Here is a 24,425-nt window from a genome sequence, read left to right as displayed (position 1 = left end):
ATGGCTCGATAATAAATATATAGTTTATTTAAGTGGAGAATCAAAATCCATGATTTTGTGTGAATCACTTACTCAGTGAGCGAATGCGAATCGAGTTTCCTTAAGTAGAGAACCAAAATCTATGATTTTGTGTGAGTCACTTACCCAGCGAACGAATGCGAATCGAGTTTAATTAATAATCACTAACGTTAAGCAAATTATTACAGCATATTAATTAAAGATATCAAGTGAAACTTGATTCAGGTGGGGTTTGATCCCCATCTGAATCTTAGTTGAACTTATACCCTCAAGGGGCACCTCGTCTAGGAGCGTGCAGCCGTTATCTCCCAGTTAAGCAGAGAACCTAAATCTATGATTTAGTGTGAATCGCTTACTCCTCTGACGTTAGGAAGAGGAGTTTCATATAAGATGGAATGTTACGGATGCTAGCTATCAGATAAATTAATATGATAAAATAAATGATCATTAAAATTAAACATGCAATTTAGGAGGGCGACACTAATGAATAAAATGAAAAGCAGGTTTGTAGCATTATTAGTAGTATTTACGAGTATAATATCATTTTTACCAGTTGGATTTAGCGGACAAGCAGCTAAGTCAGCAACGATAGGTACAGATGCAACATCAATACAAGTAAACGTGACTGGAAGCACAACAGCACTGACAGCTAGAACAGATACTACAACTAAAGAGGAAATTTATACTGTTGGAGGGGTAGAATCTGGATTTGATATATCAGTAAAAGATGTTAGAACTGATGCAGGCACTTTAGAGGCACAAGCAAAAACCAGCAAACAATCAACATCTGGTATTGTGGGTCAAAAGGTTGATTTAATTTCTATTAATGGAACACCTTGTTATACTGATGCTGATAATACGATTATTAATCCTATATTAGGCGATATTGGTATAGGCATTACCAATTATAGTAAGGTCTTAGGGATACCAGATAGAATTGGGAAAACTATAACAGGCTTACCACTAGGAGTTAATAAAATTGAATATAGAATAACTATAACTACACAAGACGTAGTTTATACACCAGAGGAAAAAGATAATAGTGGAACTGTCACACAAGTTGCAAAAACTGAAATAAAGGCTCCAGTTCCTACAACATATGCTAATCAAAAGATAACAATTGAACATGCAACTACATATGTTGTAGGTAAGATAAATCCAATGACTTTTAAAGCTTATGTTGGTCAAGCAAGTTCATTTAACGATTCAGATGAAATTATTGATCCTACATCTGCATTAAATACAAATAATACAGTACCATTTTTATATTCAACAGAAGCACAACCAGATGCCAATATGGCACTTAGATATACTTTTGATGTCCCAGACTCAATTTCAACATTAAAGTATGTTATGACATTTGAACAAACAATCAATTTGGATGGTGCTAAAGTATACAAAAATGGAACAGAAGCAGAGGAAGGTTCAGAATATACGATTGATGGACGTCAATTAACTGGTAACTTAGAAAGATTAGGGCAATCAGATTCAATTGTAGTAAAACTAAATGGAACGAGTAGTATTTCAAAAGCTTATGCAATAGAAATTAGATATAATAATTTATCATCTGACAAGGACTATAGCTTAAAAAATGCAGGAATAACAAAACTTGATTATAACGATGACAGTACTGTACCGGCATATATAGGAAAGAAATTTACAATTACTAATGATAAAAGTGGTTTTAAGATTTATAAGGGTAATATATATATAGACTCAAGATCTAGAATGATAAGCTTAGAGCCTACTCTTATAAGAAGTAAAGATACAGTAGCTTACGTCGTGACCAATAATTATGTGGATTCATCAGGTACAACTAGAGTTAAGCAATCTATGCTTAAAAATGGAAAGCAATTTGTTGATTTTATGGCTAGTACAACAAGCAATGAATTACAAGTTGATGTTTATGAAGGTAAAGATGGAAATGTAATAAATTCATCAACAATCTTAGCAAGATATCTTTTGAAGGTTAATCTACAAACTGACAATCAATTTACTATGAATTTGGGCTTTTATAGTTCTTCTACTACTGCTAATCTGACACAACAAGGTGTAGATAAAATAGAAAATATTGTAGGTTTTACTACATCTAGACGTACTTATGATTTGTGTTTTGGAGATTTATCAGCAGATCTAGCTGGACAAGATGTTGGCGATCCAGTCACAGTATCTTTTACTGGTAAAAGAAGTGATAAAAATGAATACATAAGAGTTTGGCTTGGAGATGATGTAAATAGTACTAATCCTAAAGAAGCACAGGTTTCTATAGATAATGAATATAATGGTAATTTATCTGATACAGAAAACTATTTAAAAAGAAATACTAGTCTTAATGTAACTTTGGGAACAGCTAAAAAAATGGTTGTTCAAGCATATTATGATGAATTTGAAACTAAAAAGGTAAATGGAGTAGATGAGACAGTTTTAGCTGGAAGTTATCCAGTGGGAGATAAATATGTATTTTATCTACCTAATAATTATGACATTAATACTACGCCAACACCAGGAGATAATTCAACTAATGCTTCATTGAATTTATTGAAGCTTAAAGGTTATACGTTGAAAGATAGTGATGAAAATGAGGGATTTTCGAGCGATAAATTTGATTATACATCTACTGTTGCAAAAGAAGATACAACAGTAAAAATAACTGCAGTAGCTGAAGATGATAATGTTAAATCAATTGTTGCAACTATTGATGGAGGATCAGAGTCTTATGATTTAGTTTCAGGGCAAATAAGTGAACTTCCTTTAAATGAAAATGGTAAGACAACTATTAAAATAGTTGTTACAGCACAAGATGGAACTACGAGTAAGACATATACTGTTGTAATTAAAAATAATTCAAAGGGTAGTAATATTAATTTGAAAAATGTAATACTTAATGTGGGAGATTATACTTTTGATCCTAAAGCTGATACAACTAAAGTTCGTGTAGATCAAAACGTAACTAATATTAAGGTAACTCCAATAGCAGAAGATTCCAAAGCAACAGTTACTGTAAATGGAGAAGAATACTTAGGAAGTGCAATAAGTATAAGTCTTAAAGGAGCTCAAAAAACTGATATTAATATAGAAGTTATATCAGAAGATGGTAAAGAGAGCAAAACATATACACTAGAAGTGAATAGAGTTGATTCTGCTGATTGGGGAGATGATCCTTCTGATGATGGTGATGCAACAGAAGATGATCAATTCTATGATGAATACAATGAATGTTGGGTAGATTTAACTAAATATGATGAGTGGGGCAGTGTAAATGGAAAGCCAACTTATTTTGATAAGAAGAGTAGACAAGTTAAAGAAGCTTGGATATCTACTGGTGGGAAAAATTATTATTTGAATAATTTAGGATATAGAGCATCAGGATGGAAAGTTGAAGATGCAGATGGGAAAACATATTACTTAGATCCCAAAACTGGAGAAATGAAAAAAGGATGGATGAATTTAAACAATAGCTGGTATTATTTAGGTCTAAATGGCGTAATGCACAAAGGCTGGCTATTCTTAAATCAAAAGTGGTATTACTTTACTCCAAATGGACAGATGGTAATAAATCAAAGTATGTTTATTGAGGATAAAGTATATAGATTTGGACAAGATGGAGCTATATACTAAAAGGTATCTAATTAAAGTAGAATTGATATTGCAATATGGTAATATCAATCCTACTTTTTTATTTATAATGAGACCATTTTTAATTTTTAATAATTATAAATGTTACTAATTAAAATATAATATTTAAATATTCACAATTGACATCCATAATTTTAGGTAATATAATTAATTATAGTTCAAATTTCGAACATTGAATATGTGTAGAAATTTATCCACAACTGTATTATCAAAAACTGTGGATTATTAATTTAAAATTGTGGAGGGTTATTATGTTAGAGGATAAATTAGAAGTTTTAAAGGCATTAAATGATAATTTTAATATTAATCAAAGGGAATTAGCTAAGAGAACAAATATGTCTCTTGGAAAGGTTAATGCTGTTTTGAAGGATTTTACTATGGAGGGGTTCATAGATAGAATTATTAATAATAGAGGAACTTTATATAAGGTAACTGAAAAAGGAATGAAATTTTTAGAAGAAAATATTGCATCTGCAAAAAGCACTAGATTAAAGATTCATGAAGAAGAAAAGAAAATTGTAAAACAAGCTGTAATACTTGCAGCAGGCAAAGCTGAAGAATTTGGAAAGCCTGTAGGAATGCTTGAAATTGAAGATATTAAGTTAATTGATAGAACTTTAAACATATTGAAAGAAAATGGAATAACTAAAATCGTTATTGTAATAGGTTATAAAAGTGAATATTATGAAGAGCGTTTTAAAAATAGCAAAAATATAATTTTAGTAAAAAGTGATACTTATAAATGGACAGGGACTATGCATTCATTGTCTTTAGCTAAAGAATATATTGATGATGACTTTTTACTTGTTGAAAATGACTTGATTTTTGAAAGAAAAGCTATTAAGGAACTGGCAGAAAGTGAAAATCGTGATTGTATACTTTTTACTAATGAAAGTGGTTCAGGAGATGAGGCTTTTGTTGAAATTAGAGACAATCACTTATTTAAGATGTCAAAAGATATTCACCAATTTAATAGAATTGATGGAGAAATGATAGGACTTACTAAGATTTCTTATAAGTTATATAATATGATGCTTGAAGAATTCAAAGGAAATGTTAATCCCTATTTAAATTATGAATATGTATTATTGGATGTAGCTAGAAATTATAATATTGGGTTTGTTAAAATAGATGATCTGGCTTGGGGAGATGCAGATACTCAAAAAGAGTATGAAAAGATTAAAAATTATCTTTATCCAACTATAAGAAGAAGAGAACTTAGTTATGAAATAAATAATATAAAGGCTATTATTCGTGAAGCTCTGAAAGTGAAGGATGAAGATATTACAGAAGTTGAACTCGCAGGTGGTATGACAAATAAAAATTATAGAATATGTGTTAAAGGTAGTAGATATATATTAAGGGTTGCAGGAAATGGAACAGAGCAAATGATTAATAGAAATACAGAAATGTTTAATTCTGCAATTGCTTCAGAAAAAGGATATAATGTAGAAGTACCTTACTTTAGTCTTGAAACTGGAGTTAAAATATCTAAGTTTATAGAAAATGCAGAAACTTTAACTCATAGAAGTATAAAAAAAGAAGAAAACTTAAAACAAGTTACAGGCATTTTAAGAGACTTACATGAGTCAACTGATTTCCATATGGATAATGAGTTTAATATGTTTAGAGAACTTGAAAAATATGAAGGTATTTTAAGAAAAGATAAAGGAGACTTTTTTGAAGATTATGATGAAGTGAGAGAGAAAGTAATGGCTCTTGAAGAAGAATTAAAAATTTGCAAAAGAGTATTTGTACCATCTCATAACGATTTAGTTTCTGAAAATTTAGTTAAAGATACTGAAGGCAGAATTTACTTAATCGATTGGGAATATAGTGGAACTAACGATGATATGTGGGATTTGGCAGCATTATCTTTAGAAAATGAATTTTCAGAAAATGACATCGAGCTAATGTTTAGGTTATACTTTAATGGAAAAGAAGCAGATGAAAATTCAAGAAGAAGACTATTAATACATCAAATATGCCAAGATATGTTATGGGCAGTTTGGACATTGATTAAAGAAGCAGAAGGCGATGACTTTGGTACTTACGGAATAGATAGATATAATAGAGCTAAAGAATATTTGAAGAAACTTTAGAGGAGAAGATAACTATGAGAGCAATTTTGATGGCAGCAGGGATGGGGACTAGGTTAAGACCTTTAACTTTGAATACGCCAAAGTCTTTAATAGAAGTTAATGGAATGTCTTTGCTTGAAAGGCAAATAATAAATTTAAGAGAAGTTGGAATTGATGAGATTATAGTATTAACAGGATATCTACATGAAAAATTTGATGACTTAGTTAAAAAATATAATTTAATCAAAGTAATTAATGACAAATATGATATTTATAATAATATATATACTATGTATTTAGTTAGAGAATATCTTGAAGATGCCTATGTAATTGATGCAGACCAATACATAACAAGAAATTTTCTACCTAAAGAAATGCCAAATACATCAGTTTATTATTCTGCCTGTAAGGAAAGTATTAAGGGCGAATGGATACTAAAATATGATGAACAAGGAAAGATATATGGAATAAAAATTGGAAAAGAAGAAGATAAACCTAACTATATAATGTCGGGAGCATCTTTCTGGAGTGCAAAAGATGGTGCACTAATATGTAAAAAAGTTCAAGAAGCCATTGAAGTAAATAATTCTACAGATATATACTGGGATAATATTGCTGTGGATAATCTTAAGGATATGGATGTGTATATTGAAAAAATACAATCAAATGATATATTCGAAATAGATTCAATCGAGGATTTAGAATACCTTAAAAGGACACTTGAATTGTAGGTATGTCTCCAAAAGTGAAGGTCATGAGTTTGTTTAGGTTACTGAGAATTTAGGCATATGAAAGAAAATAACGAGTCCGAAATGTCATGATTATTTTTCATCAGGCAAGGAAGTAAATTGGCCTCATAGCAAGCCTATTAGGGCAATTTGCTGACGCAGCATGGTGGAAAATAGGCTTGGCAGATGGACTTGTTATTTTTTTGATTATGCCTTAGCTGTTATAAAAATGAAACAACGTCTACAGCTAAATCTTCTAATGTAACACTTCTACAAACGGATGACCTTCATTTTTATTTTGGTATATTTTCATAGTATAAGTATAACCTAGAAGGTGAGTATCTATATGTGAGAATTATTGAATATTTTTGTTATGAGAATATTAGTGGTTTTTACAACTAGTAAAATCGATTACTTCACAATTATATTCTTTGAATCTAGTTCTCTTTTGTAATAAGGTTATTTTATTTATAATAGGTACTTTTATAGGGAATGAGTTAGTATATAGATTTAAAATTTCACAAGAAAGGGTGAAAATTTTTTTCTGCATTTTTTTCTTTGTTGTCAAGTTTACATGGTCCCAATTTATTTCATAAATAGTACTAGAGAACTTAAATATATTCTTTATTCCCCAAAAAGCTAAATCTTTTTCCAAGGTTTTAGTGGTGTAGAATAATCCAGCGCCTGCTGCAGTTGACATAACTAAACCAATTTTTTTACTCATAAAGGAATTGCTTTTATCTTGAATGAATTTATAAGATAAATTATCTAAAAGTAATTTCATATTACTGCTAATATCACACTTAAACACTGGGCATGCAAGTATAATTAAATCTGATTTGTATAATGATGTGATAATATAATTACTATCATTTAAATGAGGACAAGCATTTTCTAAATTTATAAGACATGAAGTACATTCACGACAAAAATATGGTAGATCTCTTGGGAGAAAGAATTCTGTAACTTTTATATCAATATTAAGCTTAATGTTATTTAATAAAAGTTGTACACAATTATATGTACTTGCTTTACGTATAGTTCCATAAATAATGGTCACATTCATAAATATCATCCTTTCATTATATAAGTATTTCTAAACTCAAGAATGTGATTTTTTAAGATTTTAATTTCTTTATCAGTCATATTTTCATATTTATAAAATAATAGAAAAATAGGAGAACAAAGTTGAATAGCCAATGTATAAGGATCTTTCTTAATAAGAAGTTTTTCATCTATAAGAATAGTTAGTATTTTTGCCTGAGCATCTAAAATGTTATTAATAAATATTTCATTATATATTTTAGATATTTCAGGATTATTGAATTGTTCTATTGTAAGTATTTTTCTAAATTTAACTATGTACTCATCTTCCAAGTAAAATCTAAACATCTTCATATGAACTTTTAAAAATTGATCATCAGATAAGTCCTTAAATCTATTAATTATAAAATTATTTGTATTATTAGTAGTATTTATATTTTTAAAAATTTGATTTGAATAATTTGAATATTTTTTTATTACAGTATCAAAAATATCTTGTTTATTTTTGAAATGATTATAAAGAGAGCTTGCTTTAATTCCAACTTTATTAGCAATATCTCTAACAGATATTGCATCGAAACCTTTTATTGAAAAAAGATTTAATGATTCATAGATAATTTTTTCCTTTGTATTCATAAGCACTCCTTATTTAAACATTATTAGCTACATTCCTAAAAATAGCATTGTGTTAGAAAAACATAGATAACCCAAAAAAGTTTTAGTTATTATAATATGAAAAATAACTCACAATGTATAATCATGAAACTAACTCATATACAAATAAGAAAAATAGCCATTAGAGTTTATAAATAATAAAAAACGCTATATTAATTTAGTATTATTTTAAAACTAACAATTGTTAGTATAATTATAAACAATAATATGGTTAAAGTCCATAAATTTTACAAAATTTATATAAAGTAAAATGTAAATTGACAATAAATAGCGTAGAATGTACAATTGAAAAAGTAAAAAAGATAAGAGGATACATAATTTTAAATATCCTAATATTTATGGAGGCTAAACAAATGGCTAAATCAATTTCAAAAAATGCGATTTTTAAAGCAATGCTCAATTTATTTAATATAATTTTGCCAATACTAGTAATACCTTTAGTTAGTAGATCATTTGGAGATGAATTATATGGTTACATGGGATACGGAGATTCATTAACTGCATACTTTTTGATATTTGCAAGTTTTGGTATATATCAATATGGTCTGAGGGAAATTAGTAAAGTTCGTGATAATAAAGCTAAGCTTAGACAAACTTTTACTAGTCTATTCCTTTTTACAAGTGTTACCAATATCGTTGCGTCATCTGCATATATGATATTTGTAGCTATTTTTTATAAAAATGAACCATATTTTTATACATGCATAATTTTAGGCTTTAACTTAGTTTTTAATATGTTTTATGTAGAATGGGTTAACGAAGCATTAGAAAATTATGATTTTATTGCTCTTAAAACAATGGTGGTTAGAATAATATATTCTGCATTGATTTTATTATTTGTGAGGGAAAAGGGAGACTTCCTATTTTATTTATACTTAGTTGTAGGTTTTAATTTTATAAATAATATAATAAGTTTTATATATGTAAAGAAGAAATTAAAGTTTGATTTTTCTAATTTACAATTTCTTATACATGTTAAACCAATGCTTTATGTTGTAATTCTTTCTAACACAGGAGTTTTATATACTCAACTTGATAAGATCATGTTAAAGGATAGTATGGGAGGGACTACAGCTGTTGGATATTATTACATGGCTCAAAGAATAATGCTAATAGTAAATACATTACTCCTAACAATAATTCAAGTTACTATGCCAAGACTGTCTAATTACTTAGGGAATGATTCTAAAAAACAATATTTAATATTATTAAAAAAGGTAATAAAGATATATTTCTTATTATTATTTCCAGCATCTATAGGTTTATTATGCCTTTCAAAAGAAGCAATATATATATTTGGAGGACCAGCATTTTTAGGAGCAGTACCAGTAATGGTAGTATTTGCAATATATATGTTAAGCATTGGTGTTGAAGGCGTAATTGCAAATCAAATGATATATCTCCATGGCAAAGAAAAAGAAGATGCTATATTAGTATTGATTGGTGGAATAATTAATTTAATATTTAATATAATATTGTCTATTACAGGAAATTTTAATATGGTAAGCGCTATAATAACAACACTTATAGCTAATTTAATTGTAATAGCACTAGAATATAGAATGGTTAAAAAGGTTATAAAACTGGATATACATTTATTTGCATATGAAAATATTAAATACTTTTATTATTCATTAGTATTCATTCCAATAACTTTTGCAATAAAATTTGTTATATCGAATATGATTATTTCATGTGTATTAGAAGTTGTGATATGTGGATTGGTTTATTTAGCAATCCTTATTATTACTAAAGATTCAGTATTCTTTGAGTTGTTAAACAAAATACTTGTAAAGTTTAAGCACAAATAAGATCATTTGACTTAATGCAGATAAAACTATTTAAATGAGTTAAGCTAATATACAATGTAGGTTTATTATCATATAAAAATTGAATTATTGGATTCCTAGAAAAAGAAAGTTGATTTCTTTTTCTAGGAATCCTTTTTTTAAAGTAAGAAATCATACAGTTTATGATGATATAAAGTTAATAAAAAAACTTTTATTATTTTTTATCTGAACATATTGCTATGAACAATGAACAATGATAACATAAAGTTGTTCACAAAATGAACTTAAGAAATATATTAGATAAACGTATAGTGAATATTTTTATGTACAAAATATAGAGATGAGATGAATGATCATTTACTTAAAAAGTTTGTAAGAATTTCATTATTAAGCGATTTATTTAAAAAATCAGAAAATCAATAAATAATTTAATAAATATAAAAGAGTAAGTATAGGCTCAGATGAGTTTTTATGAGAACTCTATTTAAAAGAAGGGGGATTTGTTTATGAACGAAGTGACAGGAGGAGCTAATGCATCTGCAGCTGCTGCTAAAAAGAAATTATCATCAGAATTTTTAAGAAAAGGTATTTTAATCGCTTTATTCTCAGGTATTATGTATGGATTCTATTCAGCATTTTTGACTTTTGGTATGACTAAGGGGGTTTGGGCTGACTGGTATGGTATTAATGCAGCTGGATTATCGGCGTTTGTTATTACATATTTACTAGGTGCACTTGGTAGTGCGGTAAATGATACTTGTAGTGCTGTTTGGGCATTGCTTTTTGCAGGAGTTAAAGGAAAGCTTGGAGATTTCTTTAGATGTCTTAATACTACCCCAGGTCGTGTTATGATTTTAGCGGCTCTTATAGGAGGCCCTATTTCAAGTACAGCTTATGTTGTTGGTCTTCAGATGGCTGGCTCAATTGTTATTCCAATTTCTGCACTTTGTCCAGCTATTGGTGCTATTTTAGGTAGAATTTTATTCAAACAAGAATTAAATAAACGTATGATGTTAGGTATTGTTATTTGTGTTATTGCTAGTTTTATGATCGGTAGTACAAGCATTGGCGGAGATGCACCAGAAGGAATGTTTTTAGGTATCTGCATTGCTTTCATTGCTGCTCTTGGCTGGGGATTTGAAGGTTGTGTAGCTGGTTATGGTACATCTATGATTGACTCTGAGATTGGTATTACTATTCGTCAGGTTACATCAGGTATTTCAAACTTAATCATTTTACTTCCTATTTTTGGAATGATGGCAGGCAATGTTAGTCTTTCAACTGATCTTGCTACAGCAGCATTTACAAGCGGTTCTGCTATGATTTGGTTTGCTGCAAGTGGTTTTTGTGCATTTATTTCATATATGACCTGGTATAAGGGAAACAGTATGTGTGGTGCTGCTCTTGGTATGGCTTGTAATGGTACTTACTCATTCTGGGGACCATTCTGTTGCTGGATAGTACTTGGTGTATTTGGTGGTATTGATGGTTGGGGATTAGCTCCTATAGCTTGGATTGCTGCAGTACTCATGGTACTTGGTATCTTAGTAATAGCTATGAACCCATTGGATTTATTCAGAAAAAAGGAGGATAAATAGTATGAAACCACTTAACTATGCTATTTTGAAATATTTCACAAAAGTTGATGAGGCATGTGCAGAAGATGTTATTGAAGCTTTAAAAGGTGAATATGGTAATTTCAAAGCGCTTAAAAGAGATGCAGTAATCACAGCTCTAATGACAGCCGAGGCTAATGGACTTCTTGAAGAAACAAGATTTGAACTGGATCAAGCTGCAAACTTACGAGTTTACTATCATGCACATGAAGAAGGTGCAGCTACAATTAATAAATATATTAAAGACTAATAATAGAGAATTAAGATGAAAGTATTAGATAAGTTATTTTATAAATAGCTAATTTAATACTTTTTTTATTTTTTCTATAAAAGAAATGATGTTTTGATTAATATTTATGAAAACTTAATTGCAGATTTTTCACTTTAATTATAAATAAATATATATAATAATTAAAAAGTTTGGTAAAATTAATATATAATTTGTAGATTTATAATTAAAGGAGAGAAAAAATGACGATAAGAAAAAGATTTATAATTTTTTCTATAATATTGGGGATAGTTCCTGTAATTATTTCGACAAGTATATGTATTGCAAATTTTAATGCTAAAAATATAGAACTGATTAAGCAAAATATTATAACAGAGGCTAATGATCAGTCAATGCATTTAGAAGCTTTCTTTGATCAAAACGTAAGTGATCTTAATATTACTGCCAATATACCATTAGTAAAAGATTTATTATTTGATTCAAATAATAAAGTAAATATTGAAAATCAAAAAAATAATAGAAAAATATTAAATGAACTTTTTAGTGATAGAATAAATCAACAATTTTATTTGAGCATAGGATTACTTATTAATAATGATGGAATTATTATTGCATCTAGTGATGATGAATATATAAATACAGAAATTATGATTTCTAGTAAAGAAATAGAAAGACTTAAAAATAATGAATTAGTCATAACAAATATTATAGAACGAGAAGATTTTAATGGGGGAATTAAAAGTGCAATAATAGCAAAACCGATATTTTTGGGTAATCAGTATCAAGGCGCAGTGATCAATATAATAAATATGAACTATTTTAAAAATATTCTAAATAATATACATTTTTTTCAGAGTGGGAAAATTTCAGTAATGGATTCAAATGGGAAAATAGCAGTAAGCAATAGTGAGAATCTGAAAGATAGTATTAATAGGATTAATACATCTAATAATTTATATGAACAATGGATAAAAATAGATTTTCATAGTAATCCAAATGGATTAATACAATATGAAATAAATGGAAAAGAAAAGATAGGATATTATTCGACGATTAACAATACGGGATGGATAGTATTAAGTGGGGTTGAATGGGCTGAATTTAAGAATCCTATGTACAAAAATATAAGTAATATAATTACATTCACAATATTTATTTTTATTATTGTAATAGTTTCGTATATGTTTATAATTAATTATTTTACAAAACCAATATATAAGTTGTTAGAAGTTATAAGAAAAATAAAGCAAGGATATACTAAAGATAGATTTATATATGATAAAAACAATGAATTTGGAGAAATAGCTACAGCTTTTAATGATTTAATAGATAATATAGAAAAAAATAAAAAACATATTCAAGAGAAAAATAGAGATTTGCAATCTATAACATCTAATATACCAGGTGGAGTTTATCGTTGTAGAATCGAAAATGGAGACCATATTTTAGAATTTGTAAATGGCGGATACTTAAATATTTTAGGGTATGAAAAGCATGGGTTTAAAGATGTTTTCGGTAAAAAATTAATTGAATTAATTTATGAACAAGATAAAGAACGAGTAATTAGAGAAATTAGAGAACAATTATGTAAATCCAATAAATATAATGTAGAATATAGAGTAAAACAAAAAGATGAAAGTGTAATATGGCTGCTAGATAAAGGGCAAATAATGAAAAATAAATATGGAAAAGAAATTAGTTATAGCGTAGTAATAAATATAACTGAATCTAAAATAATACAGGAGGAACTTAGATTAAGCGAAGAACGTTATCGTATAGTTATGTCTCAAACAGAGGATATAATTTTTGAATGGAATATTAAGGATGATAGTATTTATTTTTCAGAAAATTGGAAAAACAAATTCAATTATGAATCAACTATAGTTGATATTAGTAAGAAAATATATCAAAGTAATATTATTTATAAAGATGATATTAAGAAGTTAGGAAAAATTTTAAATGACATTATAAATGGAGAGCGATATAAAGAAATTGAAATTAGACTTAGAAAAAATGATGGTGAATTTATTTGGTGCAAAATAAGAGCAACTGCTATGTTTGACCAAGAAAACAATATTTTTAGAGTTATAGGTTCAATAATTGATATTCATAAAGAAAAAATGGAAGCGGACAAACTTCTATTTAAAGCACAAAGAGATAGCTTGACTGGTTTATATAACAAAGGGACAGTTGAAAGTGTGATTGAAGAATACTTGGAAAATGAAGGTTTAAATAGTAAGGGAGCATTGTTTATGATAGATGTTGATTATTTTAAGGATATTAATGACAACTTAGGACACTTAGTTGGCGACTATGTTTTGTCTAATATTTCTTCAATGCTTTCAGAAGTTTTTAATGAAAATTCTATTATTGGCAGGATAGGAGGAGATGAATTTATTGTATTTTTAAAGAATATAGATTCACAAGAATTCTTATATAAAAAGGCTGATGATTTAGTTAAAGGGTTTAAAACAGATTTTGTAGAAGAAACAAAAGATTATAAAGTATCAGGTAGCATAGGAATTTCCAGGTTCCCTGAGCATGGTAAGTCATTTAGGGAGCTTTTTGTAAATGCAGATGAAGCAGTATATTTAGCTAAAAATAAAGGTAGAGACAATTATTGTGTCTTTGGTGAGAGTTAAAAAATGAGAATAAAAATAGTAAATTAAATAGAAAAATAGAATTATCTACGTAAGATATAGTTAATTGAACCCAATGTTTCTAAGTGCAATATGCATTTAAGAATATTGGGTTCAATTAATTATATTAAATAAAAGCTGGTATATGTACCTATAGAAACTAAAAACAACTTGTTTTATAAAAAAACAAATAACTAAAAGTAGAATGTGTCACTAAAATTCCAGAATAAAAGTAATTATTTATTTTCTGTGGTATATTTAAGTAAATGATTACTTGAAAAACTTTATCTAAACTAAAGTAATCATCTCATACTCAAAAATCCAAATTATTGTTTAAATATTCTAAGGTTTTTTAGAGTGAAAATATATTACAAAAATCGTATCGAAGATAAAAATAGGAGAGGAAATAAGATATGAAAGATAAGAAAATCAAAATAGTTACCATTGGTGGCGGATCAAGTTATACTCCTGAATTAATTGAAGGATTTATAAAGAGGAAAGACGAATTGCCTATTGGAGAATTGTGGCTTGTTGATATTGAAGACGGAAAAGAAAAACTTGAAATTGTAGGGGCCATGGCTAAAAGAATGGTTAAAGCTGCAGGCATTGATTGGAAAGTTAATTTAACTTTAGATAGAAGAGAAGCACTTAAAGACGCAGATTTTGTGACAACTCAATTTAGAGTTGGTCTTTTAGATGCAAGAATAAAGGATGAAAGAATTCCTTTAAGTCATGGAATAATTGGACAAGAAACTAATGGCGCTGGTGGTATGCTTAAAGCATTTAGAACAATTCCAGTAATACTAGACATAATAGATGACATGAGAGAATTATGCCCTGATGCATGGTTTGTTAATTTTACAAATCCATCCGGTATGATAACAGAAGCTGCTATTAAATATGGTGGATGGGATAAAACTGTTGGATTATGCAATCTTGCAATTAATGCTATTAAAGATTGTAGTAAGGTTTTAAAAATTCCAGAAAAAGATTTATTCTTTAAATTTGCAGGATTAAATCACTTCCATTGGCACAGAGTATGGGATAAAGACGGAAATGAAAGAACTGAGGAAATACTTAATAAAATGTATAATCCAGAGTTTGAAAAAGAAGCTATTGGCTTTGGAGTAGCTAATATTAAAGATGTTAAGTTCAATTTTGAACAACTTAAAGATTTGGAAATGTTACCTTGTCCATATCACAGATATTATTACGTTAAAGATGATATGTTAAAGTCTGAATTAGAAGAATTTTCAAAGGGAGAAACTAGAGCGGAAGTAGTAAAGAGAACAGAAACAGAATTATTTGAATTGTATAAAGATCCAAAGCTTGACTATAAGCCAGAACAATTAACAAAGAGGGGGGGAGCTTACTATAGTGATGCTGCCTGTGAATTAATTACTTCAATTTATAATGATAAGAGAATTACTATGGTAGTTAGCACAACTAATAAGGGCTCTATAGAAGACTTGCCATATGATTCAGTGGTGGAGATTTCATCTATTATTACAGCAAATGGACCTCAGCCAATAAACTGGGGAAAGTTTAATCCAGCAGCAAGAGGAATGGTTCAAATGATGAAGGGCATGGAAGAAACAATAATTTCAGCTGCAGTTACAGGAAATTATAACAAGGCACTTCATGCATTTACAATAAATCCATTGGTTCCAAGTGGAGAAATAGCAAAAGAATTATTAAATGAAATGCTATTAGCACATAAAAAGTACTTACCACAATTCAAAGAAGCAATTGAACAATTAACAATGCAGAATGAATAATTAAAGTAATGCCCAAGAAATTTAAGGTTTAATTGCAAAGTTAGAATTTATATAAAATATTTAAATAGGCTATTGAAAAATTATTTTTCAATGGCTTATTATTTTTTTATGCTTCAATACTCAGCGGAATTGTTATTAAAATTGGATAAATGTTAAAAATAGATATTATGTATAATAATACAAAAAGCGTTGTGCATATGAACAAAAAAAATGTTAAGTAAACAATATCAAGAGAACAATAAATATATTATTATTAATATATAATCCGAGTAAACGTTAACGATATGTGGTTATTACTGCGGTAGGTGTATTTATTACAGTTTCAGTTATTATAGTTGCACCAATAGCATTATCTGTAGCAAAAAAAGCAGGACTTACTAAATCTGCAATACTTTTAGCGATGATAGGTGGAGGTAAGGCTGGAAACATAATGTCGCCTAATCCAAATACTATTGCAGTAGCAAAAGGATTTGATGTAGATTTAGCACAAGTAATGATAAGAGGAATTATACCAGCAATAGTAGGATTAATAGTAACATATTTTATTGCTACATTGCTAAACAAAAGAGGAGAAGCAATTAAAGATATAACTACAAAAGAATCAGAAGTGGCTATAACAACTATTAAGGAAAAAACAACTTTTGGTAAAGCAATGGTAGCTCCAATTGTAGCTATTGTATTGTTAGCAATTAGTCCTATTGGAAGCATGCTTAATATACCAGCACTGGCAGCAATTAAAATTGATTCATTGATTATATTACCACTTGCAGGTATGATAGGGTTAATTGCAATGGGTAAATTTAACAAATTTATTCCTTATACAACTTCAGGGTTAAACAAAATGACAGGTACTGCAATCATATTAATTGGAGCAGGAGCAATAGCAGGTATTATTTCTAAATCAAATTTAAGTGATGCAGTAGTATACTGTATTCAATCAACAGGTATTTCAGGAGTGTTTTTAGCACCAATATCAGGAATATTAATGGGTGGAGCTACAGCATCAACATCAACAGGATCACTTGTGGCAGCTGGTAGCTTTGGGAAAGCAATATTAGCTATGGGAGTCGCTCCATTAAATGCAGCTATTATGGTTCATACAGGTGCCATAGTAATTGACCACTTACCACATGGTACATTCTTCCATACTACGGCAGATTCTGTAAAAATGGATATTAAAGAACGTATGAAGTTAATGCCACTTGAATCTTTGATTGGTGGAGTTATGTGTATTGCAGCAACAATCATATATGGATTTTTAGGATAATTAGAATTTAGGCGTTAATCCCACAAAATATATAAATGTGAGTTAGGAGAATTAAAAATGAAAAAGGATTTAGTTATTGCATTAGCACCAGATTCATTTAAGGAAAGTATGACAGCAAAAGAAGTTTGTGAAGCAATGGAAAGAGGAATAAAAAAAGCGAATAGTAATATTAGTTGTATACATATACCTATGGCTGATGGTGGAGAAGGAACTATGCAGTCATTAGTAGATGCTACTGATGGGAAAATATATTCTTTAGAAGTAGTTGGACCACTTGGAAATAAAGTAGAAGCACAGTATGGTATTTTAGGAGAAGGCGAAATAGGAATATTAGAAATGGCTAGTGCCAGTGGAATACAACTAGTGCATCCAGAAAAAAGGAATCCATTATTAACTACAACCTATGGTACTGGTCAGCTTATCAAGGCATGCTTAGACCATGGCGTGAAAAAACTATTAATAGGTATTGGCGGAAGTGCTACTAATGATGGCGGAGCTGGAGTTATTCAAGCACTTGGTGGAAAATTATTAGATAAACAAGGAAATGAATTAGCTTTTGGTGGCGGAGAGTTAGGAAAACTAAGTACTATCGATTTAAATAATTTTGATTCTAGGTTGAAAGATGTCATTGTAGAAGTAGCTTGTGATGTTAACAATCCACTTTGTGGAGAAAGAGGAGCTTCAAATGTATTTGGTCCACAAAAAGGAGCTACTCAAGAAATGATAGGAACATTAGATGATAATTTGAAACACTATGCAGATATAATAAAAAAGCAACTGGGTAAAAATGTGTTAGATGAACCAGGAGCAGGAGCAGCAGGTGGACTAGGAGCTGGACTTCTGGCATTTTTAAATGGTACTTTGAAAAGAGGTATCGAAATGGTCATTGAATATGCTGGGCTAGAAGAAAAAGTAAAAGATGCCCATATGGTTTGGACTGGAGAAGGAAGTATAGATTTTCAAACTCAGTATGGAAAGACTCCTTTAGGTGTTGCTACAGTTGCTAAAAAGCACAATAAGCCAGTGATTGCATTAGCTGGAAGAGTTGGTGAAGGCATAGATATTTTATATGAAGGTGGAATAGATTCAATATTTGGCATCACTAAAGGAGCAACTTCTTTGGAGGAAGCTTTAGTGAAGGGACAAGAAAATATTGAAAAGACAGCTGAAAATATAATAAGGCTTATGAATTTATTGTAATTAGTACAAATCTGTTTAAGGCATATTTGTACTAATTACAAGTCAGAATAATATTTAAAAATGCTTTGTTATTACTATAAACGAGCAAAAGCACTTACACATTTTAACAATATAAGTAAAATCAAAGATTATAATAGTCTTATAGTTGATGATTTATAAGTTCTCTAATGGCAACTTTGGACTTATTATTTATTTTCATGTTCCTTATAAAGTATAAAAAAATTTGAACTGTAAATACTTGGGCTGAAAAATGTTCATTTATAGGTTATTATAGAAATCAAAATAATAAATAATGTATTATTAAAAATTATTTAAATGTGGCTCAATATGCATTAGAAAGATGTGAATAATATGAAGCTATCAAAAACTATAGCACAAAAAATTGTTTTAGAAATGATGAATGTGATTCCTTATAATATAAATGTTATGGATGAAAATGGAATAATTATAGGTAGTGGAGATATGAAACGTATTGGAACTATCCATGAAGGCGCTAGAAATGCAATAAATAGTCAACATATAAATGAGGTATATGAAGAAGATGAAAGGATGAAACTAGGTGTGAATGAGCCTATTATTGTCAATGAAAAAGTAATAGGAGTAATAGGAATTACAGGGCATCCAGATGAAGTAAGAAGATTTAGCAAGCTGGTTCGTGTAACTGCAGTTTTATTAATCGAGCAATCTAAAATTGATGAGGAAATTCAGAACAGAAGATTAAATATGCAGAAATTTTATAATGATCTAGTTCATAGGAAAATGGAGTATGATGATAAATTTCATCAGAGGGCTAAAAGTTATGGAATTGATCTTACGAAAAAATGTCAGGTTATTCTTGTAGATGGCAATATAAATTCGAACAGTTTAAAAACATTGTGTCAAAGGTATTCACATTATTGTGAGCTTGATAATAACAGAATAGTATTTTTTATTACATCTAATCACATATATAATACATTACTAAAGAATTTAGAAGAAAATAAAGAGATAAATAAGATAAGTATTGGAGGAAAAGAGGATATTGTTTCAGTTTCATTAGAAAATGCGGAATTAGCAATGGAGATTGGCATAAAGATAAAACCATCAAGTTTAATATATAGTTATGATGAGTTAAAGTTCTTTATTCATTTATCACATGATAATAAAACGTCATTGGTTTCGTTGATGCACAATATTGATAACTATGGAAATAAATTAGAACTTATCCAAACTATACAAGCGTATATAGAGGAGAATGGAGATATTAACAATGTAGCTAATATGCTAAATATACATAGAAATACTTTAAATTATAGATTAGAAAGAATTAAAAAGCTGACAGGAAAGAATCCAAAGAATTTATTAGAACTATTTGAATTGCTATGTGGATTAATTTGGAGGTAATTATTGAGAGGCATAGTTACGCATAATAGCAATAGACTAAATGTAAAATTATAGATAATGATGATAGAGCTGTTGAAAAATTATTTTTCAACAGCTCCTTTTTACACTATAAACCAGTTATAACAATTGAAACTGTGTAAACAACTTAAGGTTATAAGTGAGAAGATTAGAGGTAATCTACAAATCTATATTAATATTTATTTCAGTAGCAAGTGTTTTAAATAAATGTTGTTAATGTGTTTAAAAGTTGAATGTTGTCCGATTTGTAGTGGAAAAAAATATATTTTCTATTTTAAAACAGTCACTTAATTTCTATTATTATGGTATATAATAAAAATATATATGTAAAAAGTATAAATATAATTGAATGAAAAAATCAAGTAAAACTTGATTCATGTGGGGTTTGATTCCCATCTGAATATCAGTTAAACGTATACCCTCAAGGGTTACCCTGTATAGGGTCATGCCACTGTTATAGTGGCCAGACATCAGATAAACTCATTAAATTTATAAATATAAATTTGTTTATCTATATATTAGACGAAAAGTGAGTTAATATGGAGGAATTAAAGATGATAAGACTTATTGCATCAGATATGGATGGAACATTACTTAACAGTAATCATAAAATATCAAAAGAGAATTTAGAAGCTATAAAAAAAGCTGAATCAATGGGAGTAAAGTTTACAATTGCCACAGGTAGAAGATTTGAAGATGTTAAACCATTAATTGATGAAAATGATTTAAGGTGTCAATGTATAGTTTTAAATGGTGGAGAATATATAGACGAAGAAGGAAAAGTCTTAGAAGGAATTTACATCGGTAGAAAAGAAGCAAGTCAAATTATAGATATGATAATAAAAGAAAATATTGTAGCTGAAATTTATACTAATCAAGGATTATATAGTGTTAATACTAAGGAAGAAGCATTAACAGAAGTTGCATATAGGATTAAAGCTTTTGATCCAAAAACAAGTTTTGAAGAAGCTATAAAATATGCAGAAACACATCCACATTTTTTAGATTTAAATTATATTAAAGATATTGATGAATTTTTAAATAGTGATATTAAAATAGGAAAATTTGTTGCTTTTTATAATGATGAAGAAACTACTATAAAAGTAAAAAGAAAATTAGAATCCATAGAGAGGATTGCTATCGCTTCAACTTTTACTAAAAATATAGAAATAAATAATAAAGAAGCACAAAAAGGACTTATATTGGCCAAGGTTGCAGAAAAAATGGGGATAAGAAGAGATGAAGTTATGGTTATTGGGGATAGTTTTAATGATTATTCAATGTTCACTGAATTTCCAGTATCTTTTGCTATGAAAAATGCTGTCCCACAAATAAAAGAAGCAGCAAAATATATAACAGATACAAATGATAATGCTGGAGTTGCGAAGGCTATCTATAAAATTTTTAATTTATACTAATTTATTATACTGAAAATGTAGGAAGATATATAAATAAACCAATATTACATAATAAAATAGTTTCAAATTTTTATTTAAAGATTTTTTGATTAAATTATAATTAGATATAGAGATTAAAGCAAAGCAGATCGGAAACGATATTTTAGATGTTGTATATAAATCAAATACATACTTGATTAAGAGTTGCATTAGAATGATTTTAAATCACTTTAATACAACTTTTTTGCATATAATAAAAGTATTTATATTGACTAGAATATAGTAGTAAAATAAGTAAAAAACAACATGTTTCTAAAAAAAACAAATACCTAAAAAGTAGCATGCGTTCCTAAATAACTAAAATAATATAAACTTTTCTCATAGTGTGATATATTAAATTTATAAGAGAAAACGTTATACTAATTAACTGGATTCGAACAAATTATAATAAAATCAATAAAAATAACATACAATGGAGGGGTTTATATGTTTCATAAAAATTTGAAAGATTTTCCTAAGGACTTTTTATGGGGAGCTTCAACATCAGCTTACCAAGTAGAGGGAGCTTATAATGAAGATGGAAAGGGGTTATCAGTTCAAGATACAAAAGAACCAATCCCAGGTACGCCAGATTTCAATGTTTCTAGTGATCACTATCATCATTATAAGGAAGATGTTGCATTATTTGCTGAAATGGGATTTAAAACTTATCGTTTTTCAATAGCTTGGACAAGAATAATTCCCAATGGTGTAGGAGAAGTAAATCCTAAAGGAATTGAATTTTATAATAACTTGATTGATGAACTATTATCATATGGAATAGAACCACTAGTTACTATGTATCACTTTGATTTACCTGATGAACTTCAAAAGGATGGTGGTTGGTCTAATAGAAAAACTGCAGATGCATTTGTAAATTATTCAAAAGTATTATTTGAGAATTTTGGAGATAAGGTTAAGTACTGGCTTACAATAAATGAGCAAAATATGATGATACTTCATGGTGGTGCAATTGGAACTGTTAATCCAGGAGTAGAAAATCTTGAAAAAGAATTGTATAAACAAAATCACCATATGATGTTGGCTCAAGCACAAACAATGAAATTATGCCATGAAATGTGTCCAAAAGGTAAAATTGGACCAGCTCCAAACATAAGCTCAATATATCCAGCAAGCTCAAAGCCAGAAGATATACTTGCAGCTAACAATCAATCTTCAATAAGAAATTGGTTATACTTAGATATGGCTGTACATGGAAGATACAACCCGATAGCTTGGAGTTATATGGTTGAAAAAGGAATTGAACCTACCGTTGAGAATAGAGATATGGAAATTTTAAAAGGTGGAAATCCTGATTTCATAGCATTTAATTATTATTGCACAGGAACAGCAGCTGAAAGTAAGATTGAGGATACTGAAGTATCTACTCAAGGTGGAGATCAACAAATTGCAGTTGGAGATATAGGGGTATACAAAGGTGCATCGAATCCGAATTTACAAAAGACTGACTTTGGATGGGAAATTGACCCAATAGGCTTTAGAAATACATTAAGAGAAGTATATGAAAGATATGCACTTCCTGTAATTATTACTGAAAATGGATTGGGAGCTTTCGATAAAGTTGAAGAAGAAGATACTATAAATGATGATTATAGAATCGACTATTTAAGAAAACATATAGAACAAGCAAAACTTGCAATAACTGATGGTGTAGACTTAATTGGATATTGCCCATGGTCAGCTATAGATCTTATAAGTACACATCAAGGATTCAAAAAGAGATACGGATTCATATATGTAAATAGAGATGAATTTGACCTTAAAGATTTAAGAAGAATAAGAAAGAAAAGCTTCTTCTGGTATAAAAATGTAATAAAGAGTAATGGGGAAGAACTTTAGAATATCCGAGAATTAAGAATTTTAGAATTTAGAAATTATGCAGCAAAATTAGGAAAAAGTTTTGTTGCATAAAAAATTATACAAATAAAATAAGTATATTATAAAGGAACAGTGAAAATTAGGAAATACTAATCATTTTTTACTTAGCATTAAAAAACTTTATAAAATGGTATATAATTAGGTAAACTTATTTATGAAAGAAGAGGTTGCTTAATTTATGTTTAATTATGAAGTTATCCAAAGCTTGAATGATTTAGAATTATCGTTATATAGATACATAATGAAAAATAGTGAAAAAGTTATTTATATGAGAATTAGAGAATTAGCAGATGAGGCACATGTATCAACAACAACAATATTAAGATTTTGCAAAAAGGTTAATTGTCAAGGATACTCAGAATTCAAAGTGAAATTAAAGATGAATATTGAACAAAATGAAAATAATAAAGTAAATAATGATACTTCTATAATAATAGACTTTTTTAAAAAACTGGATAATAGTGAATTAGATAAAAAGTTAAATACTCTTTGCGATTTAATAAAAGAAGCAAGTAATGTCATCTTTATAGGGGCAGGAACATCTGGAGTATTATGTAAGTATGCAGCTAGATATTTTTCGTCAATAGGCAAATTTGCTATGTATATAGATGATCCATATTTTCCGAGAAATTATAAAGTGTATGAAGATTCTGTAATAATAGCAATATCAGTTTCGGGAGAAACATATTCTGTTATTGATCATGTAAGCAATCTAAAAAGAGAACGAAGCACAGTTGTAAGTATAACTAATAGTGAAAATTGTACTATAGCTAAAATATCTGATCTTAATATATCCTATTATGTTCAACAAGAAAAAGTAGGGATTAGTGATATAACAACACAAATACCAGTGGTATATATGATTGAAAGTATAGGAAAGAGATTACATAATAAATTTTTATAGAATCATCTATTAGATAAAAATTAATTTAGTGATTATGAAAAATGATATACTTTGTTGTTATAGAAATATAAAAATACTTGCTTA

The 24,425-nt window shown here is 28.6% G+C and carries 15 protein-coding genes and 1 pseudogene; 14 read left to right on the top strand and 2 right to left on the bottom strand.

Going from position 1 to position 24,425, the window contains the following annotated elements:
* Positions 1-501 precede the first annotated feature (501 nt).
* The 3 genes from DIC82_02280 to DIC82_02270 all read left to right on the top strand — a co-directional run bounded on the left by DIC82_02280 (position 502) and on the right by DIC82_02270 (position 6,466).
* Positions 502-3,636 (top strand): cell wall-binding protein, encoded by a 3,135-nt coding sequence (locus DIC82_02280; protein AWK49989.1) that lies wholly within the window; start codon positions 502-504, stop codon positions 3,634-3,636.
* Between the two features lie 269 nt (positions 3,637-3,905).
* A complete protein-coding gene (locus DIC82_02275; GenBank protein ID AWK49988.1) occupies positions 3,906-5,756 on the top strand; it encodes an LPS biosynthesis choline kinase in 1,851 nt (616 codons plus the stop codon).
* Positions 5,757-5,770: 14 nt separating this feature from the next.
* Positions 5,771-6,466, top strand: coding sequence for a CTP--phosphocholine cytidylyltransferase (locus tag DIC82_02270; protein ID AWK49987.1), 696 nt, complete (start codon positions 5,771-5,773; stop codon positions 6,464-6,466).
* A gap of 379 nt (positions 6,467-6,845) precedes the next feature.
* Here the strand turns inward: DIC82_02270 and DIC82_02265 are convergent, their stop codons facing one another.
* Together DIC82_02265 and DIC82_02260 are read right to left on the bottom strand one after the other, a co-directional pair.
* On the bottom strand, positions 6,846-7,538 hold the full coding sequence (locus tag DIC82_02265; protein ID AWK49986.1) for a hypothetical protein: 693 nt from the start codon (positions 7,536-7,538) through the stop codon (positions 6,846-6,848).
* Complete coding sequence (locus DIC82_02260; GenBank protein AWK49985.1) at positions 7,535-8,143, bottom strand: TetR/AcrR family transcriptional regulator; 609 nt, start codon at positions 8,141-8,143, stop codon at positions 7,535-7,537. Before DIC82_02260 ends, DIC82_02265 begins: the two co-directional genes overlap by 4 nt.
* A gap of 392 nt (positions 8,144-8,535) precedes the next feature.
* Here DIC82_02260 and DIC82_02255 point away from each other — a divergent pair, with 392 nt between their 5' ends.
* From DIC82_02255 to DIC82_02205, 11 genes and pseudogenes are all read left to right on the top strand, one after another.
* Positions 8,536-9,993, top strand: a complete 1,458-nt coding sequence (locus DIC82_02255; protein ID AWK49984.1) for a flippase — start codon at positions 8,536-8,538, stop codon at positions 9,991-9,993.
* Between the two features lie 485 nt (positions 9,994-10,478).
* The gene (locus tag DIC82_02250) at positions 10,479-11,570 is read left to right on the top strand and encodes a hypothetical protein (GenBank protein ID AWK49983.1); all 1,092 of its coding nucleotides are present in this window, start codon (positions 10,479-10,481) and stop codon (positions 11,568-11,570) included.
* 1 nt (position 11,571) lies between these two features.
* Positions 11,572-11,838, top strand: coding sequence for a hypothetical protein (locus tag DIC82_02245; protein ID AWK49982.1), 267 nt, complete (start codon positions 11,572-11,574; stop codon positions 11,836-11,838).
* A 221-nt stretch (positions 11,839-12,059) separates the two neighbouring features.
* A complete protein-coding gene (locus DIC82_02240) occupies positions 12,060-14,459 on the top strand; it encodes a sensor domain-containing diguanylate cyclase (GenBank protein AWK49981.1) in 2,400 nt (799 codons plus the stop codon).
* Positions 14,460-14,869: 410 nt separating this feature from the next.
* The gene (locus tag DIC82_02235) at positions 14,870-16,234 is read left to right on the top strand and encodes a 6-phospho-beta-glucosidase (GenBank protein AWK49980.1); all 1,365 of its coding nucleotides are present in this window, start codon (positions 14,870-14,872) and stop codon (positions 16,232-16,234) included.
* A 286-nt stretch (positions 16,235-16,520) separates the two neighbouring features.
* Positions 16,521-17,501: pseudogene (locus DIC82_02230) on the top strand (gluconate:proton symporter).
* A gap of 57 nt (positions 17,502-17,558) precedes the next feature.
* Positions 17,559-18,701, top strand: a complete 1,143-nt coding sequence (locus tag DIC82_02225; GenBank protein AWK49979.1) for a glycerate kinase — start codon at positions 17,559-17,561, stop codon at positions 18,699-18,701.
* A gap of 351 nt (positions 18,702-19,052) precedes the next feature.
* Positions 19,053-20,084 (top strand): transcriptional regulator, encoded by a 1,032-nt coding sequence (locus DIC82_02220; protein ID AWK49978.1) that lies wholly within the window; start codon positions 19,053-19,055, stop codon positions 20,082-20,084.
* 572 nt (positions 20,085-20,656) lie between these two features.
* Positions 20,657-21,520, top strand: a complete 864-nt coding sequence (locus DIC82_02215) for a Cof-type HAD-IIB family hydrolase (GenBank protein ID AWK49977.1) — start codon at positions 20,657-20,659, stop codon at positions 21,518-21,520.
* A 465-nt stretch (positions 21,521-21,985) separates the two neighbouring features.
* Positions 21,986-23,398: a 6-phospho-beta-glucosidase gene (locus DIC82_02210; protein ID AWK49976.1), complete on the top strand. Its 1,413-nt coding sequence runs from the start codon at positions 21,986-21,988 to the stop codon at positions 23,396-23,398.
* Between the two features lie 217 nt (positions 23,399-23,615).
* Complete coding sequence (locus DIC82_02205; protein ID AWK49975.1) at positions 23,616-24,341, top strand: transcriptional regulator; 726 nt, start codon at positions 23,616-23,618, stop codon at positions 24,339-24,341.
* Positions 24,342-24,425 lie beyond the last annotated feature (84 nt).

The organism is Clostridium beijerinckii (genome assembly GCA_003129525.1).
GTDB classification, from domain to species: Bacteria; Bacillota; Clostridia; order Clostridiales; family Clostridiaceae; genus Clostridium; species Clostridium beijerinckii_D.
This window is presented reverse-complemented; position numbering and strand designations above follow the sequence as displayed.

Excerpts from the sequence above, each read along its gene's own strand:
- DIC82_02280 (AWK49989.1), top strand. The coding sequence starts at position 502 with ATGAATAAAATGAAAAGCAGGTTTGTAGCATTATTAGTAGTATTTACG.
- DIC82_02275 (AWK49988.1), top strand. The coding sequence starts at position 3,906 with ATGTTAGAGGATAAATTAGAAGTTTTAAAGGCATTAAATGATAATTTT.
- DIC82_02270 (AWK49987.1), top strand. The coding sequence starts at position 5,771 with ATGAGAGCAATTTTGATGGCAGCAGGGATGGGGACTAGGTTAAGACCT.
- DIC82_02265 (AWK49986.1), bottom strand. The coding sequence starts at position 7,538 with ATGATATTTATGAATGTGACCATTATTTATGGAACTATACGTAAAGCA.
- DIC82_02260 (AWK49985.1), bottom strand. The coding sequence starts at position 8,143 with ATGAATACAAAGGAAAAAATTATCTATGAATCATTAAATCTTTTTTCA.
- DIC82_02255 (AWK49984.1), top strand. The coding sequence starts at position 8,536 with ATGGCTAAATCAATTTCAAAAAATGCGATTTTTAAAGCAATGCTCAAT.
- DIC82_02250 (AWK49983.1), top strand. The coding sequence starts at position 10,479 with ATGAACGAAGTGACAGGAGGAGCTAATGCATCTGCAGCTGCTGCTAAA.
- DIC82_02245 (AWK49982.1), top strand. The coding sequence starts at position 11,572 with ATGAAACCACTTAACTATGCTATTTTGAAATATTTCACAAAAGTTGAT.
- DIC82_02240 (AWK49981.1), top strand. The coding sequence starts at position 12,060 with ATGACGATAAGAAAAAGATTTATAATTTTTTCTATAATATTGGGGATA.
- DIC82_02235 (AWK49980.1), top strand. The coding sequence starts at position 14,870 with ATGAAAGATAAGAAAATCAAAATAGTTACCATTGGTGGCGGATCAAGT.
- DIC82_02225 (AWK49979.1), top strand. The coding sequence starts at position 17,559 with ATGAAAAAGGATTTAGTTATTGCATTAGCACCAGATTCATTTAAGGAA.
- DIC82_02220 (AWK49978.1), top strand. The coding sequence starts at position 19,053 with ATGAAGCTATCAAAAACTATAGCACAAAAAATTGTTTTAGAAATGATG.
- DIC82_02215 (AWK49977.1), top strand. The coding sequence starts at position 20,657 with ATGATAAGACTTATTGCATCAGATATGGATGGAACATTACTTAACAGT.
- DIC82_02210 (AWK49976.1), top strand. The coding sequence starts at position 21,986 with ATGTTTCATAAAAATTTGAAAGATTTTCCTAAGGACTTTTTATGGGGA.
- DIC82_02205 (AWK49975.1), top strand. The coding sequence starts at position 23,616 with ATGTTTAATTATGAAGTTATCCAAAGCTTGAATGATTTAGAATTATCG.